Origin of the sequence: Fibrobacter sp. UWB5 (assembly GCF_002210295.1) — a bacterium.
Taxonomy (GTDB): Bacteria; Fibrobacterota; Fibrobacteria; order Fibrobacterales; family Fibrobacteraceae; genus Fibrobacter.
Map to the genome: position 1 here is coordinate 12,524 of NZ_MWQH01000001.1, position 24,618 is coordinate 37,141.

Sequence of the window (24,618 nt, forward strand, 5' to 3'; positions counted from 1 at the left end):
AGAGGTATCGCCAATGATGTGGAAATCACTTCAGATGCCGCGCAGCTTCCAGAAAGTGGAAACCGGCGAAGATGGTCGCTACGCCAAGTTTGTCGTAGAGGCTTTGGAACGTGGCTGGGGTATTACCCTCGGTAACGCCCTCCGTCGCTCGCTCCTTTCCTCTCTGCAGGGTGCGGCTATTGTCTCCGTGAAAATTGAAGGCGTCGATAAGGAATTCTCGACGATTCCGGGTGTGAAGGAAGATGTCACTGACATTATCCTGAATCTCAAGAGCATCCGCGTGAAGCTCCTGTCCGACCACGACGAAACGCTCCGCTTGGACATGTCCGGCGAAGGCGAAGTCACGGCCAAGGACTTCATGGACAATCCGAATGTCGCCATCTTGACTCCGGACGTCCATATCGCTACTTTGAACGGTAACGCATCGCTCTCCCTGGAAGTGAAGATTTCCAGCGGTCGCGGCTACGTCACTGCAGACGAATTGAAGGACAAGGACGCTCCGATTGGCGTGATCGCCATGGACGCCAACTTCAACCCGGTGCAGAAAGTCGCGATGCACATCAGCGATACCCGCGTTGGCCAGAAGACGGACTATAACCGTCTGGAACTGGAAATCACGACTGACGGTTCCATCGATCCGGAAGACGCTCTTGCATACGCTGCAAAGCTCCTCATGGACCACTTGGAAATCTTCATCAACTTCGAAGGCGATCTCGAAAGCCCCGAAGAACTTGAAATGGATGAAGAACGTCAGCGTATCGCCCAGCTCCTGCGCACCCGCGTGGACGATCTGGAACTCTCCGTTCGCTCCAGCAACTGCCTCCGTATGGCTAACATCCATACCGTCGGCGAACTTGTGCGCAACAAGGAAAACGATATGCTTAAATACAAGAACTTCGGCAGGAAGTCCTTGGTGGAACTTAACGAGGTGTTGACCTCCATGGGCCTCTCTTTTGGCATGGACGTCGATGACTACTTGAAGGATTAAACATGAGACACGGTGTAAAAAACAAGAAATTGGGCGTTAACGCTCAGCACAAGCGTGCCATCCTCCGCGCTCTTACCACTTCTATTCTTGAGAAGGGCATGGAAGCCGAGCAGAGCAACCGCTACGTGCGCACTACTCTCCACAAGGCTAAGCTCGTCCGCAGCTGCGTGGATCGCATGATCACTTATGCAAAGAAGGGTGACCTTTCTGCACGTCGTGAAGCTTCTCGCTTCGTGATGAGCCCGAAGGCTGTGCAGGACCTGTTCGCAACGATCGGTCCGCGCTATGCCGGCCGTAACGGCGGCTATACCCGCATCATCAAGCTCGGCCCGAACCGCGCTGGTGACGCTTCCGAAATGGCTCTCGTCGGTCTCGTCGAAGACGAAATCGTCGTGAAGGCCAAGAAGGCTAGCGAACCTGCCAAGTCCGAAGCTGTGAGCATGGTCGAAGGCGAAAGCAAGGCATAATTGATCTTTGCAAAAAGATTGGAGATGGGGGCCGATGCATGTCGGCTCCCTCTTTTTTGGTAATTGACCTTGGATAAAAAATCCTAGCAACTATTAACTATTGACTAGTATCTTTACTCTTTAATTTTGTATTTTATAGAGACATGCGTAACTTTATACTATTCATAGCTTTACTTTGCGTTAGCCTTTTTGCCGATGACGACCTTTTTGGCTCGGGACTGATGTCTACGAAGAGGAGTGGAATCTCGTCGCGCAGTTCGGCCGTGATGCAGCCAGCTTCTGCAGAAGCCCCTGTTGATTCGAGCTACGTGCTTGGCCCCGGCGACTTTTTGGACTTGATGCTCGAAGACAATTATTTGACTGTGCAGGTGTATCCGGATGGATCTGTCGCCATTGAAGAATGCGGTGGCGTTATCGTGGGTGGCAAGACGCTTGCCGAGGCGCGAGAACTGATTCTGGATCTTGCAGCCAAGCGTTACAAGCGTGACCAGTGCTTTGTGCAGCTTTCCGTGCTCAAGAAATTCAAGGTGAACGCCATGGGTGCCATTTCGGAAGTGGGCCAGCAGTTGGTGGAACCGCAGACGAGACTTAGCATGTTTTTGCGCAAGGTGGGCGGAACCCTTTTGAGCGCCGACATCGAAGATGTGCAGGTGATTCGTGGTAAGGATACGATTCACGTGGATTACAGTGCCATGGCGACGAAGGGCGAATTCGATAACGACATCATGCTGGAACAGGGCGACAAGGTTTATGTGCCGTTCGTGAAGATGGGCGAAAACGTTTCGTTGATTTTCCCGGGCTACAGGACCAGTGCCGCATACCAGGAAGGTCGTACCTTGCAGGAATACTTCGACCTGGTCGGAGGCTACCGCCTGCATAACTACGGCTACAAGGCCGCTTGCGTTCGTGAACCGGGCAAGGCCCCGCGCTGGATCGATATTTCTGAAATGAGCAAGACGACTGTTGCACCGAATACCGAAGTGGAATTCTCCGTACAGGAAATGCTTGTGTACGTGGGCGGTGCCGTGAACTACTTGGGTCGCTATCCTTACGATCCTTCGTGGCATGCCATTGATTATGTGGCGGCGTCTGGCATCAACACGATTACGGGATCGTGGAGCCAGGTCAAGGTATGGCGTGGCAAGAGCCCTGAACCTTTGAAACTGAGCGTGACCGAAGACCAGATTATGCCGGGCGACTATATCGAAATCCCGAAGAGCCATTATGAATCTTTCAAGGATTTCACGTTGTTCTTGGCGTCGCTCCTTACGGTGATTTCTTCGGCATTCATCATTTACGTCAATTATAAGTAGTTTTGTATGGAAAAGCAGGAATCTGTCGGTTTTATCGAAGTCTGCCTTCGCTTGCTGAATAACGACTTGAAGCATTTCAAGTTGTGCCTAGCGATTGTCCTTATTCCCACGATCGTAGCCTTTGTGCTTGTCATGTGGGTCATTAAGCCTGTGTATGCGGCGACGGCTGTGGTGACTCCGCCGTCTTCGTCTCAGACTTCGTTGAACGGTTTGAGTTCAATGCTCGGTGGCGCCTCTGGCATGGGCGCGCTCCTTGGGCTTTCCAGTAGCGACGAAGATGAGAACGCTGTCTGGACGATTTTCAATTCGTGGGAATTGCATGACCAGGTGATTAGGGAATTCAACCTGGCGGAGCATTATGAATTCGATGGCGATTTCCATGCGGACTTGTTGAAGGAATTCCGCAAGAATTTTGCGGTAGAAGTCAACAAGGAAGACATGTTCGCCGTCTCCATGGAAGACGAAGACTTTAGGCTTGCCGCAAAGATTGTGGCCTTCATGCTTGAAAAGGCGGACTCCGCCTTTAACGCTTTCAAGACAGCGCAGGCAAGGCAGTCAAGAATTTATTTCCAGAGCAGGCTCGATTCCTGTGAAATGACTCTGGATTCCTTGATCAAGGAATTTGTGAAGTTCCAGGTGGACAACAATTTCTATGACCCTGATGTTCAGCTTGAATCGACAATCAAGTACTTGGGTGCCTTGCAGGCCAAGCGCGAAGAGGTGTCGATTGAAATGGCTTTCGAAAAGGCTGACCGCGGTGAAAAGAGCAAGCGCTATGACGAACTCACCAAGCGTTACCAGGGCGTGAATTCGGCCTTGCACGGTGCCTTGAAGGGCCGTCACGAGAACATGGGCATGGTCGCCCTCAAGAAGTCTCCGGAACTTGCCGCCGAATACATGCGCCGCGAAACAGAGATTCGCGTGCAAGAGGCCATGTACAAGTTGCTTCGCCAGCAGAGCGAACAGATGCGCATGGAAGAAGCGAAGATGCTTACGAACTTGCATGTGCTTGAACCGCCTTGGGAAAACGACAAGAAGATTTACCCTCTGAGAGGCGTTACCCTGGTGTTCGTGTTCTCTGTGGCCTGCATTATTGCGACTATTGTCAGCAACTTGCTTGGCTACCTGGCCAGCGAATCGAAGCGCGGGTCCTCGGTGGCTGCGGAATGGAACGCCTTCAAGGGATTCTTTAAAAAGAACAAGGGCTAGCCCGTGTTTTCGTGGATAGTAGAATATCCGGTCAGCGCCGCCCTTCTTCTGGTAGTCATTTTTTGCCTATTCCAGTCTTGGTGGTTCAAGAAGGATTTCTTTAGTCCGCTCAATGTCTATTGCTTTGCGCAGTGCATTACCCTCGCTATCTCGTATCTGCAGATAAACAGGGCGATGAGTGATTTTAAACTTTATACCTGGGGCGTGTGGCTCCTTGGATTCTTGTCGTTTGCAGGCGGCTGTATTATTGCGAGGCTTCACGCGAAGTCGAAGGGATTGCCGGTCAACGTTTCAGAGCCTGTGGCTCCCAAGCGTTATAACTGGACTATTCACCTGGTACTTTCGTTCTGCGTGTTCTGCCTGTTTCTTGTGGGCGTTTATGGCGTATACTCGGTGGTGGGCAACCTGATCATATTCACGGATAGCCCGGCCAAGTGGATGACGAAAGATATCAACTACGGCTATTACACACTCCTGTTCAATAGCGGTCCGTTGTGCGTACTGCTTTTCGGCGTAGCGTCTTTTAAGAAGTTCAACGATGTGCAGTGGGTACGCCATGTGGCCTTTGTCATGGTGTTTGTGACGATTGCCGTAAACCTGATGACATACCCGAACAGAACGACTCTGTTCTTTAATGCGGGTTTCTTCTTGATTTTTGTGAACTACCTGTACAAGCGGATTTCGCCGATTGTCATTACGACGCTTTTGGTGGTTGCCATTGCGGTGTTCGTATCGATAAGCAGTCTTCGTGACCAGTATGGTGGCAGTTCCGCCGAGGGCAAGGCGATGGACGTGGTGCTTGAACTGCCCTACAAGTACTTGGCGAATAACTACTGGAACCTGGATTATGCGCTGAACCCGCCGACCGATCGCGAAATACACCCGCATACTTACGGTATCGACTTCTTTAACGGCATATTCGAATACGCAAGGCTCACGGGTTCGTTCAGGACCAGTTTCCGCTGGGATGACGCCTTTAACGACAGAATCCAGAAGGTGGAAGGGTTCAACACGGTGAACTATCTTTGGGAAGTTTATAAGGACTTCCACTTGCTCGGCGTGCTCCTGTTTCCGCTCTTATGCGGAATCGGCCTCACGGTGCTTCATTTGCGCTTGTGCAAGCCCTTTACCCCGCGGCAGATTCTGATGTATACCTACTTCATCTACTTTGTGGGATGGTGGTTCTTTACGGCGGGTTACAAGCAGGGCATTTTCTGCATCTGGGGTGCGATTATCTATTTCGTTTCTACCGTGTGCATGTGGCAGAAGCGCGGCACGGTAAAAGAATTACCAACGGAACCTGCGGTTCTTGACAAAGTAAGCGAGCAGGAACAGGCTCAGGCATAAATCGCCCGAAAGGGTGAGCATCGGAATGTAGGGCGCCTTGAGCAAGCTTGCGCCACCGATACAGACTGCAATATTTATCACGCCGCCAACGGTAATCATGGTTCCGTAGAGCCATGTGCGTTTTTCCTTGAGCAAGGTCGAAATCATTCCCATGCGGGTCGCTTGCAGAATCAGGGAGCAGGCGAGAATGCGCAGGCAGTAGCAGCTGGTTTCCAGGACATCGGGCGTCCAGGGGGCGGCAAAGAAAACGATGCGGAGCGTGTATTGCGGGAACAGCCAGAAGGGGGTCGTGACCGCCGCGATGAAAAGCGTGAATACGGCCTGGTCGCGCAAGTGGAGAACGCGTGTATCGGTCTGGTGCAAGGTAATGAGGCTTGACGAAATAAAGTGCACCATGAGGCTAGAGGCGAGAATGACGAGTTTGTGCGAGAAATTGTAGGCGCCCAGAAATTCGGGCGTTGTAAAGTGCGCTACCGTGTAAAGGCCGACCGGCAAGTAGGCGAAGCTTGCAATGCTCGAAAGCGCATAGGGACATGCCGACTTGAACATGAGCTTGAAGAACTTGGCCGTGTGCAAACCGATGCGGAAAATCTTGAAGGTAAACGCCTGGCCGACACCGAACCCGAACGCGGGCAGGGCCGCAATCACCATGGCAAGCGCAATCAGGGGAATGGAATCGAGTTTGAGTACCCAGAGGGCGATTCCCATGACGGTGCAGTAAGACAGCGTGTGGAGAACTTTTGAAATCAGGAGCTTTTTCCAGAAGTTTCCGCAAATGAAGTACCAGTCAAAAAACGCATGCTGGAAGAGTAGGCCAAGTGCAAGAACCAGTTCGCCTTCAAAGATATCGCTCCCTCTTCGGACAGTGAATGCGAAGACGACCATGGCAATGGCCGTTAACGCCGTCATGAAGAGTCTCAGTTGCAAGACGTTGGTGAACAGGGTGCCGTTTGTCGCGCGCTTGCCGAAAAAGGCTAGAATCAGCGTTGCCATGCCAAAGTCGGCGAGGGCGCAGAAGATGGTGTAATCGCTTTGCAGGATTCCGAAGGAACCGAACTTGACAATTCCCAAATTGTTTGCGATAAGGTTCTGGACAAGGACAGAAACGCCCTGGATAAGGATATTGACCAGAGATATGAAAACGCCTATCTTGATGTTTCTGAGTGCTTGCATGATTTGATGCGTTTCTGGATAAAGACGGTGAGGGGGAGGATGATTCCGCAAGCGATTGTATAGAGCGCAATCTTTAATTCAGTGGAGGCGTCGGGCAGGACTCTTTTGATGACTATCGAAGCGCACACGATAACGAGCCAGTGCAAAACGTAATAGGTCATGGAATCCTTGCCGATAGCTTGCAACCTTATTTTTTCGAGTAGGCGGATTCTGGCAATATGGTCGAGGATGACGATGCCTGCAAGCGATGCGGGGAACCATAAGAAATATAAACCGCTAGAGACATGGTGGAGTCGCATGTCTACTTGTGGGGCGTTGGCGGCAAAGATGGCAATGAACGTTACGATGGCGGCTATAAGGACGGGACGTATGAATTGCTTGTCTTTTAAGAAATGCCCGGCAGCAAGGAAGCATAGACCTGCAGAGATGTTTCCGAAATAATGGGGCAGGCCCAGGGGCGCGTACATAAAGGCACAGGCGGCAAGGAGCCCGATGATGGCGATGATGTAGTCGGGCAGTTTCTTGAAGAGAATGTTGAAAATGATTCTTGCGAAGAAAAGGCTGAACAGGAACCAAAGCGGCGGGTTACTTTCGAGGGCGCCGCCCATAAGGAGGGCGTGCAGGTTGTCTCGAATGAAGCCTGCGGCCGTAAAGCCTTCGTGACTCATTTTGGCGGCGTATTCGAGGCAGGCGCCGAAGAATGAAAATAGGGCAAAAGGAATCAGGAGCCTTTTGGCCGAAGCCTTGATTTCGACGAGGGTCGGTTTTTCGCGAAAGAACATTCCGGCCTTGAAGAAGAACCAGGGCATCATGAAAAATATCAGGCTGCACCAAAAAGTGTACAGGGATTGTTGCCCTTGCCATAGTCCCGCATGTTGCGTGATGTGGCCGAATACCATATGGATAATCAGAAAACCGCAGGCGATATCGGGGTAGAGTTGTCTTTTGGTCGGTGTGATTTCCATGACTAAAAATTAGCATCTTTCTTTTACAAAATCGCCCTTCGCAACGATAAATAAGGTGAATGCAGGTATCGGTAAATGAAAAATTTTGTATCTTTGGGTGCAAAATCGCGAGAGTGGCGGAATTGGCAGACGCACCAGACTTAGGATCTGGCACTTCGGTGTGAGGGTTCGACTCCCTCCTCTCGCATGTTTTTCAATACTTTTTAACCGACTCTCGGAGTTCATATGAGCGTAGAAATCAAAGAAACAAGCGCAACCGTGCGCACCCTCGAAATCACCATCCCGCAGGCAGACCTCACTGCCCCCTTCGATCATAAGCTTGCTCAGTACAAGAAGCAGGTGTCCATGAAGGGTTTCCGCCAGGGCATGGTGCCGAAGGCCATGATCCTCAAGCAGTTTGGCGGCGCTATCCGTCAGGAAGCTGTGGATGAAGTCGTGAACAAGCTCGTTCAGGAAGCGCTCAAGAACGCAAATATCATCCCGGTTGGCCAGATGAAGGTCGTCGACTTCAAGGACGACAAGGAAAACGACATCGCACTGAAGGTCGAAGTCGAAATGGACCCGGAAATCGACATCAAGGGCTACGCTGACACGGGCATCACCGTTCCGGAAACCGCCGTTCATGAAGAAGAAGTCCAGGCCGAATACGACCGCCTGGTTCAGATGTGGAGCAAGGACGAACATGTTGACCGCGCTGCCAAGAAGGGTGACGTGGTCGTTGGCAACTACATCGAAGTGGTGATCGACGGCGAAAAGCAGGAACTCCCGGAAAACAAGGAATTCCGTTCTCTCCTCGGCGAATCCGCCTCTCCGGGATTCGACGAAGGCCTCACCGGCGCAACCGCTGGCGAAACCAAGGAAATCAACTTCAAGTACCCGGATGACCACAAGGACGAACGCTATCGCGGCAAGACCGCCCAGTTCAAGGTCGAAGTTACCGACGTGCGCGAAATTGTTCCGCCGACCATGGACGAAGAATTCTGCAAGCAGATTGGCGTGAAGGACGTCGAAGACTTGAAGAACAACCTCGCCGAAGGCCTCGCTAACCAGAAGCAGGATGCTGCCAAGAACAAGGCTATCAACGAAGCTATCGACAAGATTATCGAAGCCAACCCGTTCGAAGTGCCGAAGGCTCGCGTCTATGACCTCATCAAGTGGACGCTGAACCGCAACGCCCAGAGCGAAAAGGACGTGGTGGAACCGACTGAAGAACAGCTGAACGGCCTCACTCCGGAAGCTATCCGCGAAATCAAGAAGCACCGCATTCTCGACTTCATCGCCACCAAGGAAAAGATTAAGCCGGCTCAGGCTGACGTCGACGAACGCCTGAAGCAGATGGCTGCCGCCTACCACGTGGACTTTGAAACCCTCAAGGGCCACTTCCGTCAGAGCGGCCGTATCAACCAGCTCCGTGATGAACTCCGCGTTCAGATGGCTGCCGACTTCATCGTCGGTATCCGCCCGGCTGCTGAAGAAACCAAGTAAGAGGTAAATTGAATGATCATCCCTACCGTCATTGAGACCACCGGACGCGGTGAACGCGCCTACGATATCTATTCCCGTCTCCTCAAGGAACGCATTATCTTCCTGGGCACGCCGATTAACGACGAAGTGGCGAACAACGTCATGGCCCAGTTGATTTTCCTTGAATACGAGAATCCGGAAAAGGATATCACGCTGTACATTAACAGCCCGGGTGGTTACGTGTCGGCAGGGCTTGCCATTTACGACACCATGCAGCATGTTCGCCCGAACATCGCGACCATCTGCATTGGTAACTGCGCTTCGATGGCTGCAGTGTTGCTTGCGGCAGGTACCAAGGGCAAGCGTTACGCGCTCCCGCATTCCCGCATTATGCTTCACCAGCCGTCTGGTGCTGCTACCGGTCAGTCGACCGATATCCAGATTACCGCGAAAGAAATCGTGCGCACCAAGGAAACCTTGGCTGAAATCGTTGCCAAGCATACCGGCAAGTCCATTGACGAAGTCCGCGAAAAGACTGACCGCGATTTCTATATGGGCCCCGAAGAAGCAAAGGCCTTCGGTGTCATCGACGAAATCTTTGTTCCGCGTAAAGAGGGCATTTAATGTATCGTAGCGGGAAAAATCACCCGACGGTTACGTGTAGTTTTTGCGGCAAGCCCGCAGAACGCGTCGAGAAGATGATTACGGGCGCAGGCGTGCAGATTTGTAGCGACTGCGTTGCGATGTGCCACCGCATTATCGAAGAAGACCGCGTGCGTGCCAAGCAGGAATCTGCCGCTGCCGAAGCTTCCTCGAAACCGCTCCCGCTCCCGACCGAAATCAAGGCGCACCTGGACGAATACGTGATCGGCCAGGACCAGGCGAAGACCGCCCTTTCTGTGGCGGTGTACAACCACTACAAGCGCCTGCGCTACAAGCAGGCTCACCCCGATGCGCAAGAAGTCGAAAAGTCGAACTTGCTGTTGGTGGGTCCGACCGGTTCGGGCAAGACGCTCTTGGCCCAGACTATGGCGCGTTTCTTGGATGTGCCCTTTACTATTGCCGATGCGACCGTGCTGACTGAAGCCGGTTACGTGGGCGAAGACGTGGACAGCATCATTGTGCGCCTGTTGCAGGCTGCCGATTACGATGTGGCCCGCGCTGAACGCGGTATCATCTTTATCGATGAAATCGACAAGATTGCCCGTAAGACTGCCAACCCCTCCATTACTCGCGACGTGAGTGGCGAAGGCGTGCAGCAGGGGCTTTTGAAGCTTTTGGAAGGTACTGTTGCTGCCGTGCCGCCGAAGGGTGGCCGTAAGCACCCCGAACAGCCGCTGGTGCAGGTGAATACCAAGAACATTCTGTTCATTTGCGGTGGTGCCTTCGAAACGCTCGACAAGATTATTTCCCGCCGAGTGAATACAGGCGGCATGGGCTTCGGTGCCGACATCCGCAGCGCCGAAGAAAACTCGCTCAGCGAACTTTTCAAGCTCTTGGAACCCGATGACCTGATCCAGTTCGGTTTGATTCCTGAAATCGTGGGCCGCTTGCCTGTGGCTGTCGCCCTCGAAGAACTCGACGAAGCTGCGCTTCTGAATATTCTGACCCAGCCGAAGAACGCCCTCGTAAAGCAGTACAAGAGCTTGTTCGAAATGGACGGAATTGAGCTCAAGTTCGAAGACGATGCCCTCAGGGAAATTGTCCGCGAAACGATGGTCCGCAAGACAGGTGCCCGCGGGCTCCGCTCTGTGATGGAAAAGACCTTGCAGAAGGCCATGTTCGATATGCCGGGTTCTGGCAACAAGGAATTCGTGGTGACCGCCGAAATCGTGAAGAACGGTCTCAATGCCCCCGAAAAGAAGACTGCCGACAAGACGGTCGCTCTCGATGCCGGTGCCGAAACGGCAAAGAAAACCCGAAAAAAGGCTTCGTAGCTAATTGTAAAATATATTTTTGAGAACATTTTAGAAATGGCGATTTTTACTTAAAATCGCCATTTTCTTGTTTTATGCGCTAGAATAACGAAAAAAGTGCATTTTATTTTTGAAATGCCTATTGACTTTTGGTTGTTTTGATTATAAATTTTGAGAAGAAATTTGAGAACATTTTCGAGCGTGGTGGCTTGAAATGTCAAAATAAGGGATGGTTGATATGGTTAAATCACAAAAAAACTGGTCTAGAACTCTTGTCGTAGGCGCAGCATTGGGCGCAGCCCTCGCAACTTCCGCGATTGCGGCCACGTCACCTGATTTTCCGCTGACGGGCTGGGCGACCCAAAACGGCAGCACCACTGGCGGAGCCAATTACGGCACAGTCACCGTTGACAACGTAAGCGATCTTAAAAGCTACGCCAAAGCGGGCAACAAAACAATCTACATCAAGCCTGGTACTTATGCAGGTACCGTGGAAGTCGGTAGCAACGTTACCCTTTACGGCTATCCTGGAGTCACAATCACTCAGCCGTCCAAAGGAAGCGGTATCAAGATTTCCGGCTCCAAGAACGTGATTGTTCGAAACATTTCTGTGCAAGGTGTTGGTGCGGTCGATGAAGATGATGAAGACTGCTTACAAATAAACCATGAAGCAAAAAACATTTGGATTGACCATGTTCATGTCTACGACGGGCACGACGGTAACATGGACATTGTAAACCAGTCTGATTATATTACAGTCTCGTGGAGCAAGTTCACCTATACGTCCAAATCTAAGAACCATCAATTTTCCAATCTTTTCGGCAATAGTGATTCAAAAACTGCAGATGCTAACGCCTTGAAGATTACCGCACACCACAACTGGTGGGGTGATGGTGTAAAGGAACGTATGCCCCGCGTGAGATTTGGCCAGGTTCATGTGGTCAACAACCTCTACACAAGCTCTGCCGCAAGCTATTGTGTTCGTGCCGGCATGAAGGCAAACATCCGTGTCGAAAGCAATGTGTTCATCGGCGTAAAAAATCCTTTGGATTACAACAATCAGTCCAAAGAAGATGCCAAAGTTTCGATGATTAACAACTATTACGAAAAGACCTCCGGCAACACAACAGGCCAAGGAACTGCGTTCACGCCGCCATACCAAATGAGCGTTACCGATGTGAGTAATCAGGCAAAAGCTTACGCGCTCCGCGATTCCATCCAGGCTTACGCTGGCCCAACGCTCCCGGCTCCGGGTAGCTCGCAGGTGACACCGGTTTCTTCTTCAAGTATTGTGGTGGCATCGAGTTCTTCGCAGGCGAAGTCCAGCAGCAGCGTTGTGCCTGCATCGAGTTCTTCTGCCAAGTCCAGCTCGTCGCAGACGCCTGTCGCGGGCGAGGCTAGCCTCACCAAGCACGGCTCGGGCAGCGCAAATCAGGAAGTGGCCCAAGGCGCCTCCATCGTGGAATTTTACTACACGATTGACGGTGCTACCGGTGCAACGGTAACGGGCCTTCCGCAGGGTGTAACGGGCACGCTCAAGGGCCTTGACTACTACATTTCGGGCACGGTGGCATCTACTGCCGCGGCGGGTGCATACAAATTCACCGTCACCACGACGGGTGCTACGACAAATGTGTCCAAGAGTGGAACGATTACCGTGGTTGCGGGCAATGGAAGTTCCGAAACGAAATCCAGTTCAAGCGTGGCTTCAAGCTCTTCGCAGGTTAAATCCAGTTCCAGCGAAGCAAAGTCCAGTAGCTCCGAAAAATTGAGCAGCAGCGAAGTGGCGGAATCGTCTAGCTCTTCTGAAACGGCGCAGGGCATTCAGGCTGTCGCACAGACTCGCGTAAGCCTCTCGGTCTCTGGCCACGAACTTTCGATTATGGGTGCCATGGCAAAGCCGATTACCGTCTTCGATATGCAGGGCCGCTTGGTCTACAGGAATTTCGCCACCAGCAATCAACATGCGGTAACGCTCCCTGGCGCGGGTGGCTACCTGGTGCGCGTGGGCTCCGAGAGCCACACTGTTCGAATTCGATAGTGACCTCCTAACCAAACCAAAAGCCAGTTTGCAACTAAATGCAGACTGGCTTTTTTTTAAAGATACTATCTTTGTAATGTATGGCTTTAGACACTTCAAAAACGTATCCGTTGCTCCCTCTGAGGGACGCTGTTGTATTTCCGCACACGACCCGCCGCATTTTGGTCGGCAGGGATATTTCTTTGCGCGCTCTTGAATATGCTGAATCGCACGATGGACAAATCATTCTTTCGGCTCAGAAGAATATCGAGCAAGAAGAACTTGAAAACCCGATGCTCGACCTTTACTCGGTGGGCATTCTCGCACACGTAAGCAATGTAACGCCCTTCCCGAATGGTTGCGTGAAGGTGGTGCTCGAAGGGGACTGCGTGGTGGATTTGCGTTCCATCACGACTAAGGACAACTTCTTGATGGTGACTGTTTCGGCTCACAAGCCCGCGATTACGGATGCCGACAAGAGCCCGCGCTTTGAAACGGTTCTGACCCAGTTCAAGGAATATTCCCTGCACAGGAATATTTCGGAAGGCATGGTAGATGCCCTGTTTACCATGGACAGCCAGATTAACGCTTTTTATGGCATGATTCCGTTCTTGCAGATTTCGATGGACGAACGCCAGCGCTTGCTCGAAATCGGTGAAATCGATGAACTTGCGGAACGTCTGGTCGAAATCATGCAGGTGGCTGCCGATACCGACACCATGATGGTCAAGGTACAGCAGAACGTACGCCAGAAAATGGCCCAGCAGCAAAAGGAATGGTTCATTAGCGAACAGATTCGCCAGCTGCAAGATGAACTCGATGGCGAAAACGGGAATTCTTCTGAGCCCGATCAGCTGCTCAAGAAAATCAAGGCGAAAAAGTTCTCGGCCGCCATTCAAGAAAAGCTTGAAGATGAAATTGGCCGCATGCGCCTGATGCAGCCGACGTCTCCGGAATACGCCGTGAGCCGCAATTATTTGGACTGGTTCCTGACGCTCCCGTATGGCGAATACACCGACACCGTTCTCAACATGAAGAAGGTGAAGAGTGAACTGGACGCCAAGCACTTTGGCCTGGACAAGGTCAAGGAACGCATTATGGAATACGTGGCCGTGCTGAAACTGACGGGTACCGAACGCCGCGCTCCGATTCTTTGCTTGGTTGGTCCTCCGGGCGTGGGCAAGACGACGCTCGTGGAATCGATTGCCCATGCCATGCAGCGTAACTTTGTGCGCATTACCCTGGGTGGCGTGCGTGACGAAGCCGAAATCCGTGGCCACCGCCGTACCTACATCGGTGCCATGCCGGGCCGCTTTATCCAGGCGCTTCGCCGTGCCAAGTGCATGAACCCGATTATCCTGCTCGATGAAATCGACAAGATGGCAAGCGACTTCCGCGGTGACCCCGCCAGTGCCATGCTCGAAGTTTTGGACCCCGAGCAGAACCACGACTTTACTGACCACTTTATGGAAGTGGGGCTTGACTTAAGCCGCGTGCTCTTTATTGCGACGGCGAACAGCGAAGCCGAAATCCCCGAAGCCTTGCGCGACCGTTTGGAAATGGTACGCCTACCCGGTTACTATCCGCACGAAAAGTTGCAGATTGCAAGCAAGTACCTGGTGCCGCGCATTTGCGAACGCACGGGCATCGAAAACGGCAAGGATGTCGCTTTTGACGACGGCATCATTTCGAAGGTGATTCGCGAATGGACGCGTGAAGCGGGCGTGCGCGAACTGGAACGTACTCTTGAAAACGTGGTGCGTCACCGTGCCAAAGACAAGGTGATGGGCAAGAAGTACAAGACCGAAGTGACGGAAAAGACCTTGCAAGATTACTTGGGCGCTCCGCGTTACCTCGACAACCAGCTGCCTGCTGCAGGCCGCCCGGGCGTTATCGTGGGCCTTGCGTGGACAAGCGTCGGTGGCGAAATTCTGCCCATCGAATGCATGCTCTTGCCTGGCAAGGGAACGCTCTTGATGACGGGTAAGCTTGGCGACGTGATGAAGGAATCGGCGCAGATTGCTTTGAGCCTTGTGCGCGAACGCCTGAGCCGCTTCGGTATCGATCCGAATATTGTGAAAAAGACGGATATCCATATTCACGTGCCCGAAGGCGCTGTGCCCAAAGATGGTCCTTCTGCAGGTATTGCCCTCACGCTTTGCTTGCTCAGTGCGTTTACCAAGCAGCCGGTTTCGCCCGAAATTGCGTTCACTGGCGAAGTGAGCCTCACGGGCGCATGCCTTGCGATTGGCGGCTTGAACGAGAAGGCGCTTGCCGCACTTCAGGCCGGCGTAAAAACCTTGCGACTCCCGGCGCAGAACCAGAAGGATGTAAACGAACTTCCGGCGCCTGCAAAGAAGGGCCTCAAGATTTACACGCACAAGCACATCGACGAAATTATCAAGGTGCTGTTCAAGGAAAATAAGAAGTAAACGTCATTGCGAGTGAAGCGTGGCAATCTAGGAATATTATGGAATTTACTTTAGATGAAATGCGCGAGCACCTTGCAGCTCTCGAAGCAAGGATTAGCGAAGCCTGCAAGGTTGCGGGCCGTAGCCGTGAATCGGTAAAACTCGTTTGGGTGAGCAAGTTCCACCCGGCAGAAGCTGTAGAAAATGCGATTGCGCTGGGTGCTACCGATTTCGGTGAAAACCGCGTGCAAGAAGCCGAACTCAAGTTCTCCGAACCGCGTATTGCAAAAGACGGAAACCGCGTGCGTTGCCATGTAATCGGTCCTGTACAAAGTAACAAGCTCAAGAAGGCGGCGATTGTCGCTGACTGCATCCATTCCATCGCAAGTATTGAAGCGGTAGAAAAGCTCGAAAAGGTTTGTGCCGCGCAAAATAAGGTGCTGGATATTCTCTTTCAGATTAACGCCGGCGAAGAAGAAACCAAGAGCGGCCTCGATGTGCACGAAGCCGAGGCGTTCCTTGCTGATCTAGAAAATCGTGCGGGCGCAGCCACTGCCGACGGCAAGAGCGCGAATTTCCCGCACCTGCGATTCCGCGGGCTCATGACCATCGGCAAGAATACCGGTGTCGCCGAAGATAGCCGCGAATGCTTTGCATTCCTCCGTAATCTGCAACAAAAGTTCTTGGCCAAGGGCGGTGTATTCGCCCACTTTGACCAGCTTTCGATGGGCATGACGGGTGACCTTGAAGTCGCTATTGAAGAAGGCTCTACCATGATTCGCGTGGGAACGGCCCTCTTTGGCGAACGCGACTACAGTAAACCGGTCAATGATCCTGTCTAGAGTCAAAAGACGCTCTTTTGGGGCGTAAAAATGTCATCCCGGGTTTGACCCGGGATCTTTTTTTTATATAGATTTCTTACTAAGAAACAGAAAGGAGTAAAATATGACTATTGGAATTGTTGCCGGCATTGTCGTGGTGGTGCTAATCGCCTGGTTCATTTCGATGTATAATGGACTTGTAAAACTCCGCAATAACCGTGAAAATGCATTCGCAAATATCGATGTGCAACTCAAGCAGCGTTTTGATTTGGTGCCGCAGCTGGTGAGCACTGTCAAGGGCTACGCCACTCACGAAAAAGAAACTCTCGACAAGGTGACTTCTGCTCGTGCCGCGGCCATGAACGCAACAACCGTCGACGAAAAGGTTCAGGCTGACAAGGCGCTTTCTGGTGCACTCGCAGGACTCCGCATTTCGCTGGAAGCTTACCCTGAACTCAAGGCCAACCAGAACTTCTTGCAGCTGCAGAACGAACTTGCCGATATCGAAAACAAGCTCTCTGCCGCCCGCCGCTTCTTCAATTCTACCACTCGCGAATTGAACAACGCCTGCGAAGTATTCCCGAGCAACATTGTGGCCGGTATGTTCGGCTTCAAGCGTGCCACGATGTACGAGGCCACCGAAAGCCGCGAAGACCTGAACAAAGCACCCGAGGTGAAGTTTTAGCCTTCCCTCATGAAATACGTCGGACTCCAAACCCAGATTTGGCGGAACAACCGCAACAGCATCTTGCTGCTGTGCCTGTTTCCCGTTATTATCCTGGCGATGGTGTTCGTAGTCATTTTGAGTCTTGACTATTTCGGTGTGCTTTGCCCGATTGTCGAAGGCGGGTGCCCCGAAGGCCACGCCACCTACATGAAATACGGCATTCTGCACTGGCCCGAAGTGCGGCATAGTTTTTGGGAGGTGCTTCCTTACACTTTGCAGATTGTCGGCGTGTGGTTCATTATCGCCTATTGCGCGAATACCGCCATTATACGGCATGCGACGCATGCGAAACCCCTTGAACGCAAAGATAACCTGCGCGTCTACAATATTGTCGAGAACCTCTGCATTGCAGGCGGAATCGAGATGCCGCAAATCAACATCGTCGAGGATAACGGTCTGAACGCGTTTGCGAGCGGAATCGACATTCCCTCGTTCACGATTACGCTCACGACCGGGCTTATAGACAAATTAAATGACGCGGAGCTCGCCGCCGTTGTGGGGCATGAACTCACGCATATCAAGAACCGTGACACGCGACTCATGGTGGTGTGTATCGTATTCGTGGGAATTTTTTCGACCATTCAGATGGTATCGATGAAGCTGCTTTCGGCAATGCTACGCGGCCCCCGCAACCATTCCCGCAGCAGGCGCGGCGGGGGAAGTGGTGGAGTTATCATCATCTTTGCGCTGATTCTTGTTTTGATCTGGAGCACCATCGGCTACTTGTTCAGCTGGCTCACGCGCCTTGCCATTTCGCGCTCCCGCGAGTACGTGGCCGATGCGGGCGGCGCCGAACTCTGTGGCGACCCCTGGGCGCTCGCTTCTGCCCTGCAAAAAATTTCGGACTATCCGGGTCTCGATACCGTGCGCCGTAGCGATGTGGCGCAACTCTACATCATCCACCCCGACGAAGAATTCGACAATGATATGAAACTCAAGGGCATCATCGCGAAGGCGAACATCATGTTCTGCACCCACCCCGATACTCCCGAGAGAATCAAGCTGTTGAAGCAGTTCTAGGGTTGTTGAAAGATTTATTTTTTGTTGCTTAATTTGGATATCATTTTTGCAATTTCTGACGCCATACTTACTGCTGAACCGACGGCTGTAGCTGCAGTTCCAAATTCTTTAAGTCCAGCGCCAGTGGCGACATTGCCTACACCTTCGATAAATTTGCTTATGTTTGCAATTTGATCAAATTCAGAATTTTTATTCCTAATTTTTAAATTGTCGTTACTTTTTTCGTCTACATCTTTAAGTCCCCATGGGAACCAATAGAGAGGAGCAAATACGAAAGATTTTCCTTTTGTTGTTTGATTAATGGCCATAATGCCATTTGCAAAGATCATATTTATCAGATCTTCTTTTTTATGACCGTATTCGGAAGCGTCTATTCGAATGGTTGTTTCGTTGATTAAATTTTCAAATTTGTTTTCGTCCAGTGATTTGTAGAGATACATTCCTTTACCACCAAACAAAATAGCACTTTGAAAGGTTTGCAAGCTTTTACAGAATTTATCGTTGACTAGCTCATAAAATAACGTTGTTGCAGCATTGGTACGAACTCTTTTTGATGCATAAATAGTTGGACTTATAATTTCAGTTATATTTGATTCTGCAGTTGCTATAGCCGTACCTATAGCATATCTGTAGATGTTAATGAATAATTGTAGATTGGCCGTGTTATCAGCGTTAGATAATTCCTTTTTGAAATAATCCCACGGTCTTCCTAAACCGAGTGTGTCTTTGCCAAAGAACACTTGTAAAAGAGGAATCATTTCTGCTTGTGAAAGGTCCTTGAATTGATTATTGTTGGTCTCAAAAATTTTTTCAGTATTTGCAATGTATTGTGGATCTATGCCGAGTTTTCTTGCAATATTCCAATAAGCTGAACCTGTTGTTGGGTCTGAAAAAATTAGTTTGAAGAAATATCCGAAAACTTCTTCGATAGACCATTCCATATTGATGATGTTGTTGGATTGTAGGTCAGTATTTAGGGACTCTATTTGTGGCAATAGATCTGTACGGACGAAAATTTTAGGAATGATGTTGCTGGAAGTAACTTCTGGGTAGCTGCAATAATCATAAAGAGATGATATTGTGTTATTCCAGTATAAAGGATGGATGTAGGACTCTAATCCATCAAAGAGAATGAAAACTTTTTTATGTGATACTTTCAGAAGTTCGTTAAAAATTTGTAAATCACCTACGATTCCTAGAAGAACATCTACGCTTTCCGTGTACTTGATATAATCTATTCCTGAAAATTCTTTGTCATAAGGCATTTCAACAAAAAATTCAGGCTTGTCGGCATTCATTGCATGCCTTTGTTGTTTGACCATCTTGCGAATTTTTGCTAGACTTTCATTTCCGTCGTCATGTAACAATTTTGTCCAAATGTATATTCGCCAAAAATTGGAGAATATAAAATCTTTATCAAAACTATGTTTAGCTATATCAGTTAAGAGAAGCTTCTCTTCCCTTTTTTGGGGTGTTGCATTTATAAAAATGTAATCGTCATTATCGTCTTTTTGACTGGATGATCTTTTGATATTGTTGGAAATCTGGTTGTTTTGGAGAGCTTTATATAAATATGTTTTCCCCGTTCCCATGCGTCCGCAAATGATGAATTTGTCTCTATCGAAGAAATTGTTCATGCATGTTCTATAGAAGAATGTACTTTCGTTTATAGCGCTGTCTTCTGCGCTATTTGCGGACTCTTTCAAAACTTTTCTTAAATGCTGAAGGATGATGCTTCTTAAATCAAATAAATTAGAATTTGCATCTTTAGCTATTAGATGCGCTTGCTCATTTGAGAAAGCTTTTTTATCAATTTCATTGTAGTATTCGCGTAATGCATGTGCTATAGAACCAAATACTGTGCCAAGTATCCCGCTTGGGAAACATTTTCTATCAATTTCATTAAATAGGAGAGTGTAGTCCGAGAATTGGTTGTCCCTATCTGTTGAGGTGTTCATGTCAATGAATTTTTCATTTGCAGCATAATCGCCTATTCCAATCCTTTCTAGATTATCATTTCGATGAATCGGAATTCTTGCCGGAACATTTTTTTTGTCATAAACACCCATAATGAACGCTTCCATTCGATTATAGGCTTCCATTAAAACGTTGTCTTCTTTATAATTTTTCGGTAAAATTGAATATGCTAGGATTAGCTCGAATAGATTTTCGTTTTTAACATGTTGAGCTAAAAGATTTATTAATCCTGGTTCGTTTTGCCTGCTTAATCCAAAGAAACCTACAACGCATGATGATAAATGTAATGTTGCAGTTCCAAAGATATCATTGAATCCGGTTCTGGAATCGATCAGGATTGCGTCCACATTTAAGGTCTTTAACTGTTCAAATAGAGCGTTGAAACTTTTGATCACTTTTTGGGTGTTGCCTAAGTTCAACTTAGCCAAGCCCTCTAAGTAGTCTTGCCTATTTGGACTTTTTAGCGCATTATCTTCTGTAACACCTTCGTTTAGATTCCCTGCAGGGACGAGCCAGATACGATCAAGTGCTGGATTATAGTCGTTGCTTTGATTACGAGCTCCAACATTTAATATATAATCATTTATGTTGACATCTTTTCCCATAAATTGGGAATCACATAAAAATTCAACAAGTCCGTTTTTTTTGCCTTCTATTAGTTCCTCGTGTTCGGATAGATCAAAGAAATTGAGGTATCCGGGAGCCTCTAAATCACAATCAATAATTGCGACGTTCTTTCCTTGTGCTGCTAAATGCAATGCATATGAAGCCATTGCAGTGGTTCTGCCAACGCCTCCCTTGTGGCTATAAAATGTGATGATGGGAATCTCTGTTTCGTCATCTTTAGTGAGGTTGATTTTTGATGTGCTATAAAATGAGTCAAATCTATAACGAGGACCGTAATCAATGTTATTCGGATTGTTGACGATATTGGAATAAAATGAATCTTCTAAATCTGCAAAAGGAAGGACCTTGAAGAAGATTTTTATATAATCATTTCCTTTAATTGGCTCTAAATCAGAAAAAGATTTCGTTTCTTTGCAGAAATTATCAAATTTTTGTTTGATATCTGTATAATATTGGCAATCATGAACGAATATATATACATCTATTTGAAATCCTGTTCGGATAAAGATTTTAAATTTTTCTGTTTCGTCGTTTTTAAGTTCTTTTAGGAGGAAAAGTTTTAATGCTTGGGCGTATTTTGAAATAAATGTCATAATGAACTCCTTTTTTATGCATGGTTTATAGCAGCGAAGATGGTTTCACACAGTTTTATCAGTTGTTCTAAAGTCTCCTGTTGCAAGGCATTTTCTTTTTCAATGCATATCCATTTTTCACTTTCGTTCTCTGTGTATCGAAGGCTTGTGTCCCAATTTTGAATTAAGGTGATAACTTTGTTTTTTATAGCAGCATTCTCAATAGGAATATCTTCGGTAGAAGATAGATATGGTACATCATTTGTGATAAGAGTGTTTTCAATGTTTCTATTGTTTAAGACATTGGTTATAATTTCATAGAAGTGATGATCTTCTACAGAATGAAAACAAGTACGATTCCATTTCCCTACAAAATTTTTTTGTTTCCATTCTTCAAATTCTTTTTGTTTCCATTCATCTATGAGCTTATTTAGCTCTATTAGTGCTTTTGAATCTTTTTCATATTGTTCGATACCTTTCTCATTAGAATACTTTTCGTCATTTTTTTGGGGATATTGTCGATTAGAGCGCCAGCATTTTTTGATGTTGTTCCAATTGACTTTATAATAATCTATATGAGTATTTTGAGTGAATTCTATATCTAAATCTGTTATTCTTTCTCCTTTAAATCGTCCTCCTTCGTATGCAGCATAAATTGTCAATGCTTCTAATATATATCCTGTTAAATAGTAGATATCTTTTAGTAAGTAATTTTTTTTCTCTAATTCATCATTGAAATGCTTGAATTTCTTCTTAAGCAAAACATCATTTTTATCCAGTTCCGCTTCAAGATTTGATAAAACCTTCCTATCCCTTAACAAGATTTTGTATTCTTTAGATTGGTATACATCTTTTTTTGTATATGATTTATGTTGCTTGCGGAAAATCTTATTTTTTCTTAATTGAGATTCTTGTTTGTCTAAGTATGTTATATACTCTGTTTCGTCCAGTTGCTTTTTTAATTTATCTATATTTTCTTCTAAATAAGTTTTTTGTTCATTAATTGTTTTTTCTACATCTTTTATAAATGCATCAATTTCTTCTAATTTATTGATGTCGTCATTTAATTCTTGGAAAATTGCGTTCAAATTTGAATCATACGATTTCAATTTATTGCTTAATGCTTTTGTTTGGTGCTCTTGATTATTTAGTTTAATTGAAAATTCTTCTAATAGATGTGCATTTTCATTTTCTTGCAATTCCTCTCGCTTCAAAGATTCGCTATGTATCCTTTGCGGAAATTCTTGGTCAATTTCGTTTGCAATAGATTCTAGCTGATGTACACAATCTTTCAATTTGGAAGATAGTTGTTCTAGAAAAATACTATTTTCTTTAATTTTAAGTTTTTGTTCCCTTTGCCGAATAAAATCTTCTTTTAATTGAGCATTAATTGTTTCTAAGAGCGTAGTTGGTTGGCATGTAGAATTATCGGATTCATTTAACAAATCATTCTGCTGGATTAACCACATCGTGCTATTTTGTAATTGGTTCGAGATGTTTGCTAATGGTTCCGTTTTTTCTTGGTAAAAGGCATTTGTTTCTTGCAACCATTCTCGATGTTTATCTATAGATGCAGTTTGTTTCTGCAGCAAGGAAATCCATTTTTTTAGGAGTGCATATTTTTTTGCAATATAATCTTCTTTACTTATTAATTGAATGGCTTTTTCTTTTAACAAATCGCTTTTTTTTGGTGTTATTTCCCATTCTGTATTTTTGAAAAACATTTGACATGCTGCCAAATGTCTTTTTGCTGTATATAGATACTCCCTATGTTTCATTGTGTTCATATCACGAAATATATCTCTTTTTTCTAGAAAAGACTAATAATTATATGAAAAGAGATGCTTTACGTCTAAACTGTTCGAATCCTCCAAAGTAGATCGTGCTATTAAAAAGCCCGGAGGGCGGATTTGTAATGTCCGTCCTCGCGAACTTCCAGAATTTTTGCGTTGACAAGTCGCTTGAAAACTCTGTCCAGTTTCTTGCCTCGCCAGTGCAGCCTACCTTTTATTGCGCCGTAGGCTTTCCATGTCTGCAGAATTTCAAGAACTGCATCAAAGCCTTGCAGTCTTTTACGCGATGCACGCGTATTGGGCAGTCCAAGAATGCAGCATTTATCTTTCTCTGAAAAATCTCTGTAGCCAGCTCCCTCAGCGCAACGCGACATCAGCACGATGCTGCAGTCGTCAGAGGTTTTTTGCTTTACAAGATTTTCGAAAGTGCTGTTCAACATTCGCGACATGTAATCGGCGTCGCAAGCGGAAGCTAGCTTTACTAAGCGGGTAAGGGAAGGAGAAAGGACTTTATCCCGTTTGTTATAAAAACCAGTCTCCGTGCCGTCGGACATCAAGATGAATCCCGAAATTTGATTCAAGTTCCCCTTGATAATCTTCATGCTTGCGATGGCGTCGCTTGATGTCGTAAAGACTGTGGTATTTGCAAACTCACCGTTTTCTGGGTGGGAGGCTACAAGCACCTTGTCATCTTTGACATAGCCGATGACTCCATCTCCGATGTGGCAAATGATGAATTTTCCAGCCTTTTCTGCAACGAATAGCAAGGTAGAGGCAAGATCTTTGATGGTACATTTTTTTTCAAGACAGAGTGCGTTGAGGCTGTTGCCTACGACTGCGAGAATATTCTGCTTTACAACGACTCCGTCTTCGTTGATTATGGCGTCAAAGTTGTCTGCCATGTAGTCGCAAATCGTTTTCGCAACGGTTTCGGCTCCAAAGTGCGAGAGAAAGGCGGAGCCCGCCCCGTCGGCAAGGGCGCACACGGTGCATGAACCTTTGACGATGGAGTAGGTCTTGTCTTGGCAGGGGGTGTCGGTTTTCAGGTGACCCTTGCCTTGCACGGCGCATTGCTGTGTATACCACATGCTACAGCTCCGCCCAGCCATTGATACCGTCTGTATCCAGCTTGATTTTGTCGCCCGGAGAGGACTGCGTCACTTTCGACACGCTCTTACTGAGCCAGGCGAAAAATTCCTTGAAGTTCAATCCCTGCAGCTTGAGGGGCGGGCGCTTTGGAGAGAACCTTGCCAGCACATCCATATCGGCTTCTTCGCCGATACCGATGGGGAAGACGGTCAGCTTGCGTTCGTTGACCATGTCGCAGGTACGCTGGATTGCCCTTGAGAGTTCCGAGTTGTCGCCATTGGGCCTGCCGTCCGTCATCAAGACGATCCACGGCTGGTAATAATCCACACCGCTGCTCTTGTATTCGGACTTGCGCTGTTCCAGCATGTCGAGCGCCATGTTCATGGCTTCGCCCATGGGTGTACCTCCATTGGCGTAAAACTCAGGTGTTTCGGACTGGTGCTCAAGGGTGTTGAAGTCTGTTTTGCGAGTGACTGTTCCACCGAATGTCACGACCGAAATCTCGGCGGAGTACAGGGCGGTTTCATCGCTGCGCACCGCGTCGTAAAACAGACGTACTCCTTCACTGAGTTCGTTGATGGGATCTCCGCTCATCGAACCGCTAGTATCCAGAACGAGACACACCGGCACGCGGGTGGAGGGGTTGTTTTCGAGGTCTTCGAGGTTGAGGAGAGTTTCTTTTTCCATGATGTTTTTCCTTATGTTTTGATTGTTGGTGT

The 24,618-nt window shown here is 48.1% G+C and carries 19 protein-coding genes and 1 tRNA gene; 14 read left to right on the forward strand and 6 right to left on the reverse strand.

The annotated features are described in order from the left end of the window. Positions 1–13: 13 nt before the first annotated feature. The 5 genes from B7989_RS00140 (at position 14) to B7989_RS00160 (ending at position 5,324) form a co-directional block, all read left to right on the forward strand. Positions 14–988, forward strand: coding sequence for a DNA-directed RNA polymerase subunit alpha (locus B7989_RS00140; RefSeq protein WP_072799957.1), 975 nt, complete (start codon positions 14–16; stop codon positions 986–988). A 2-nt stretch (positions 989–990) separates the two neighbouring features. Continuing rightward, entirely contained in the window at positions 991–1,455 is a 465-nt protein-coding gene (gene rplQ, locus B7989_RS00145) for a 50S ribosomal protein L17 (protein ID WP_088626649.1), read from the forward strand. Between the two features lie 221 nt (positions 1,456–1,676). Then, positions 1,677–2,768 (forward strand): polysaccharide biosynthesis/export family protein, encoded by a 1,092-nt coding sequence (locus tag B7989_RS00150; protein WP_233144180.1) that lies wholly within the window; start codon positions 1,677–1,679, stop codon positions 2,766–2,768. Between the two features lie 6 nt (positions 2,769–2,774). Beyond that, complete coding sequence (locus B7989_RS00155) at positions 2,775–3,977, forward strand: Wzz/FepE/Etk N-terminal domain-containing protein (RefSeq protein WP_088626651.1); 1,203 nt, start codon at positions 2,775–2,777, stop codon at positions 3,975–3,977. Positions 3,978–3,980: 3 nt separating this feature from the next. Next, entirely contained in the window at positions 3,981–5,324 is a 1,344-nt protein-coding gene (locus tag B7989_RS00160; RefSeq protein WP_088626652.1) for an O-antigen polymerase, read from the forward strand. On the opposite strand, the gene B7989_RS00165 is transcribed toward B7989_RS00160, so the two are convergent. Together B7989_RS00165 and B7989_RS00170 are read right to left on the reverse strand one after the other, a co-directional pair. Next, on the reverse strand, positions 5,265–6,497 hold the full coding sequence (locus B7989_RS00165) for an oligosaccharide flippase family protein (RefSeq protein WP_088626653.1): 1,233 nt from the start codon (positions 6,495–6,497) through the stop codon (positions 5,265–5,267). The genes B7989_RS00160 and B7989_RS00165 overlap by 60 nt on opposite strands. Beyond that, complete coding sequence (locus B7989_RS00170; RefSeq protein ID WP_088626654.1) at positions 6,470–7,462, reverse strand: acyltransferase family protein; 993 nt, start codon at positions 7,460–7,462, stop codon at positions 6,470–6,472. Before B7989_RS00170 ends, B7989_RS00165 begins: the two co-directional genes overlap by 28 nt. A 107-nt stretch (positions 7,463–7,569) precedes the next feature. Between B7989_RS00170 and B7989_RS00175 the strand changes: the two genes are divergently transcribed. The 9 genes from B7989_RS00175 (at position 7,570) to B7989_RS00215 (ending at position 17,841) form a co-directional block, all read left to right on the forward strand. Next, positions 7,570–7,649, forward strand: a tRNA-Leu gene (locus B7989_RS00175). Positions 7,650–7,687: 38 nt separating this feature from the next. Continuing rightward, positions 7,688–8,947 (forward strand): trigger factor, encoded by a 1,260-nt coding sequence (gene tig, locus B7989_RS00180; protein WP_088626655.1) that lies wholly within the window; start codon positions 7,688–7,690, stop codon positions 8,945–8,947. A gap of 12 nt (positions 8,948–8,959) precedes the next feature. Beyond that, positions 8,960–9,550: an ATP-dependent Clp protease proteolytic subunit gene (locus B7989_RS00185; protein ID WP_072799965.1), complete on the forward strand. Its 591-nt coding sequence runs from the start codon at positions 8,960–8,962 to the stop codon at positions 9,548–9,550. Then, positions 9,550–10,863, forward strand: coding sequence for an ATP-dependent Clp protease ATP-binding subunit ClpX (gene clpX, locus B7989_RS00190; RefSeq protein WP_088626656.1), 1,314 nt, complete (start codon positions 9,550–9,552; stop codon positions 10,861–10,863). The genes B7989_RS00185 and clpX overlap by 1 nt, the downstream gene beginning before the upstream one ends. A gap of 217 nt (positions 10,864–11,080) precedes the next feature. After that, positions 11,081–12,883 (forward strand): polysaccharide lyase family 1 protein, encoded by a 1,803-nt coding sequence (locus B7989_RS00195; protein ID WP_088626657.1) that lies wholly within the window; start codon positions 11,081–11,083, stop codon positions 12,881–12,883. A gap of 80 nt (positions 12,884–12,963) precedes the next feature. Next, positions 12,964–15,294, forward strand: coding sequence for an endopeptidase La (gene lon / locus B7989_RS00200; protein ID WP_088626658.1), 2,331 nt, complete (start codon positions 12,964–12,966; stop codon positions 15,292–15,294). Between the two features lie 38 nt (positions 15,295–15,332). Then, positions 15,333–16,115, forward strand: coding sequence for a YggS family pyridoxal phosphate-dependent enzyme (locus tag B7989_RS00205; protein ID WP_088626659.1), 783 nt, complete (start codon positions 15,333–15,335; stop codon positions 16,113–16,115). 103 nt (positions 16,116–16,218) lie between these two features. Next, on the forward strand, positions 16,219–16,779 hold the full coding sequence (locus tag B7989_RS00210) for a LemA family protein (RefSeq protein ID WP_088626660.1): 561 nt from the start codon (positions 16,219–16,221) through the stop codon (positions 16,777–16,779). A 9-nt stretch (positions 16,780–16,788) separates the two neighbouring features. Continuing rightward, on the forward strand, positions 16,789–17,841 hold the full coding sequence (locus B7989_RS00215) for a M48 family metallopeptidase (RefSeq protein WP_088626661.1): 1,053 nt from the start codon (positions 16,789–16,791) through the stop codon (positions 17,839–17,841). A 14-nt stretch (positions 17,842–17,855) separates the two neighbouring features. Here the strand turns inward: B7989_RS00215 and B7989_RS00220 are convergent, their stop codons facing one another. The 4 genes from B7989_RS00220 to B7989_RS00235 all read right to left on the reverse strand — a co-directional run bounded on the left by B7989_RS00220 (position 17,856) and on the right by B7989_RS00235 (position 24,586). Next, positions 17,856–21,038, reverse strand: a complete 3,183-nt coding sequence (locus B7989_RS00220; RefSeq protein WP_088626662.1) for a KGGVGR-motif variant AAA ATPase — start codon at positions 21,036–21,038, stop codon at positions 17,856–17,858. 14 nt (positions 21,039–21,052) lie between these two features. Beyond that, positions 21,053–22,804, reverse strand: coding sequence for a hypothetical protein (locus B7989_RS00225; RefSeq protein ID WP_144264921.1), 1,752 nt, complete (start codon positions 22,802–22,804; stop codon positions 21,053–21,055). Between the two features lie 101 nt (positions 22,805–22,905). Further along, the gene (locus B7989_RS00230) at positions 22,906–23,898 is read right to left on the reverse strand and encodes a PP2C family serine/threonine-protein phosphatase (protein ID WP_088626664.1); all 993 of its coding nucleotides are present in this window, start codon (positions 23,896–23,898) and stop codon (positions 22,906–22,908) included. 1 nt (position 23,899) lies between these two features. Continuing rightward, positions 23,900–24,586, reverse strand: coding sequence for a VWA domain-containing protein (locus tag B7989_RS00235; protein ID WP_088626665.1), 687 nt, complete (start codon positions 24,584–24,586; stop codon positions 23,900–23,902). Positions 24,587–24,618 lie beyond the last annotated feature (32 nt).